We start from the raw sequence: 2,219 nt of genomic DNA, 5'->3' as shown, positions 1-2,219 counted from the left end.
GCTGGTCGCCGGCGCCGGCGACCAGCAGCCGGAAGCCGGGCAGCCGCTCGGCGACGGCCTCGGCGGCCGCGACGAGGAAGGGGATGCGCTTGCTGGAGCTCAGCGCGCCGACGAACAGCCCGGTGCGGCCCGGGGTGAGGCCGTGTTCGGCGCGCAGCGCGGCCAGCTGGTCCTCCGTCACCCGGCGGTAGGCCTCGCCGAGCGCCGTGGTGTCGACGGCGTTCTGCACCACCGTCACCCGCTGCCGGGGGAAGCCGTGGTCGGTCACCGCGCGGGAGCCGCCGTCGGTGTAGGAGAAGAACCAGCGGGCCCGCCGGGTGAGGGCGAACTTCAGCGACTGCTCCAGCCGTGACTGCGGGCCGGTGTAGGTGCGGCCGTGGTCCCACATGGCGACGGCCGGCCCGCAGCCGGTCAGCTGCCGCAGCAGCAGCGGGTACAGCTCCAGGTTGCGCAGCGACTGGTCCACCACCAGCACGTCGGAGGTACGGGCCAGGGAACCGAGGCGCTTGTGGACCAGCGGGCGGCCCGCGACCCACAGGCTGGACTGCCGCAGCCGCACCGCGCCGGCCATGTCGACGACGTCGCGGCGTGCGCGCTGGTCCCGGCTGTAGGGCTGCCCGTGCGCGACGACCAGGGACACTCCACGCGTGTCGAGGTCCGCTTCGAGCTGCCGGTAGAAGGAGCGGCGGAACTCGGAGAGGAACGGCACGACCAGCGCAACCCGTGGGCGGCCGGCCGGGTGGCGTGTCGCCGGAGACTTTCTTTCCATAATGGATAAATTGCCACAAAGTTGCCGCAACGGGACGTCAGAGGCCCGTCACTCGCACGGGAAAGACACATTAGGAGCAGTCATGCAGCACACGGCGCTGACCCGGCGGATCGCTGCCAGTCCGCTGGCCCCGTTGGCCACCTTCCCGATCCGGCTGGCGGCCGCCGCCCGCCACAACGCCCACACCGTGAAGCAGACCGCGTCCTGGCTCGTCCGCTCGCGCGAGCACGTGCACTACACCTACGACCTCGAACCCCTCAACCTGGAGCACCTGTCCTGGTTCGTCGCCACGGCGACCGGCACCCCGGTGGACGAGATCCGCGGCTACCTGGCCGAGGTGCAGCAGGACGAGCAGCTGCGCCGCCTCGTCGCCGCCGGCCTGGCGAGGAGCGAGCGGAACGCCACCACCGATCCGGTGGTCCGCTACGGCCGCCGGATCGGCTGGTACGCCTTCGTCCGGGCGCTGCGTCCCGGGTTCGTGGTCGAGACCGGTACCAACCGGGGGCTGGGCAGCGCGGTGATCGCGGCCGCGCTGCTCAGGAACGGCGGCGGCCGGCTGGCCACCGTGGACATCGACGACCGGGCCGGCGAGCTGATCGTGCCCCCGTACGACGGGGTGGTCGACCACGTGATCGGCGACTCGCTGGAGTTCCTCGCCGGTCCGGTCGCCCGGCAGCAGCCGATCGACCTGCTGTTCGTCGACACCGGCTGGACACCGGAGCACGAGCGGGCCGAACTCGCCGCCGCGACGCCGCTGCTGTCCCCCCGGGCCGTGGTGCTGGCGACGAAGACGTACTGCTGGAGCGAGCTGCCCCGCTGGGCCGAGGAGAACCGCCGGGAGTTCCTGCACTTCAGCGAGAAGCCCCGCGACCACTGGTACCGGGGCGTCGGCATCGGGGCCTCGTTCCCGGCGCTGGTCCGCGCGTGAACCCGGCGGTCCGGGCCCGGCTCGTCGGCTGGTACCTGCGCTGGGACTCCTGGCAGGGCGCCGACCGCGCACTGCGGCGCTCGCCCGTCCAGGCGTGGTTCCGCCGCCGCTCGGCCGGCCGGCTCGCCGTCCTCGGCTACCACGGGGTCGAGGACGCCGCGGCGTTCGACGCCCATCTCGACCTGCTGCAGCGCCGCTTCGTGCCCGTCTCGCTGGAGCAGGTCGAGGCGGCGGTGCACGGCGGCCGGCCGCTGCCGCCGCGCAGCGTGCTGGTGACCTTCGACGACGGCGACCACAGCGTGCACAGCCGGGGTCTGCCGCTGCTGGCCGCCCGCGGCATCCCGGCGGTGTGCTTCGTCATCCCCGGGCTGGTCGGCACCGACACGCCGTTCTGGTGGGAGGAGGCCGAGCACCTCGTCCGGCACGGAGCCCGCACCGACCGCCTCCCGCCGGCCGCGCCGGAGGCCGCCGCCCACACCCTGAAGCTGCTCCCGGAGGGCGACCGCCGGCTCGCCCTGGCCG

The 2,219-nt window shown here is 73.8% G+C and carries 2 protein-coding genes and 1 pseudogene; 2 read left to right on the top strand and 1 reads right to left on the bottom strand.

All coding sequences use genetic code 11. From position 1 onward, the window contains the following. A pseudogene (locus tag ABZ641_RS33990) lies at positions 1 to 709 on the bottom strand (hypothetical protein); the annotation flags it as partial. A 142-nt stretch (positions 710 to 851) separates the two neighbouring features. Between ABZ641_RS33990 and ABZ641_RS33985 the strand changes: the two are divergent. Both ABZ641_RS33985 and ABZ641_RS33980 read left to right on the top strand, forming a co-directional pair. Then, positions 852 to 1,697: a class I SAM-dependent methyltransferase gene (locus ABZ641_RS33985; protein ID WP_359988156.1), complete on the top strand. Its 846-nt coding sequence runs from the start codon at positions 852 to 854 to the stop codon at positions 1,695 to 1,697. Continuing rightward, on the top strand, positions 1,694 to 2,219 hold a 526-nt coding region (locus ABZ641_RS33980; protein WP_359988154.1), incomplete at its 3' end, for a polysaccharide deacetylase family protein. The genes ABZ641_RS33985 and ABZ641_RS33980, both read left to right, overlap by 4 nt.

Origin of the sequence: Kitasatospora sp. NPDC007106 (assembly GCF_040634455.1) — a bacterium.
Taxonomy (GTDB): domain Bacteria; phylum Actinomycetota; class Actinomycetes; order Streptomycetales; family Streptomycetaceae; genus Kitasatospora; species Kitasatospora arboriphila.
This window is presented reverse-complemented; position numbering and strand designations above follow the sequence as displayed.

Coding starts and splice junctions, on each gene's coding strand:
- ABZ641_RS33985 (WP_359988156.1), top strand. CDS start 852: ATGCAGCACACGGCGCTGACCCGGCGGATCGCTGCCAGTCCGCTGGCC.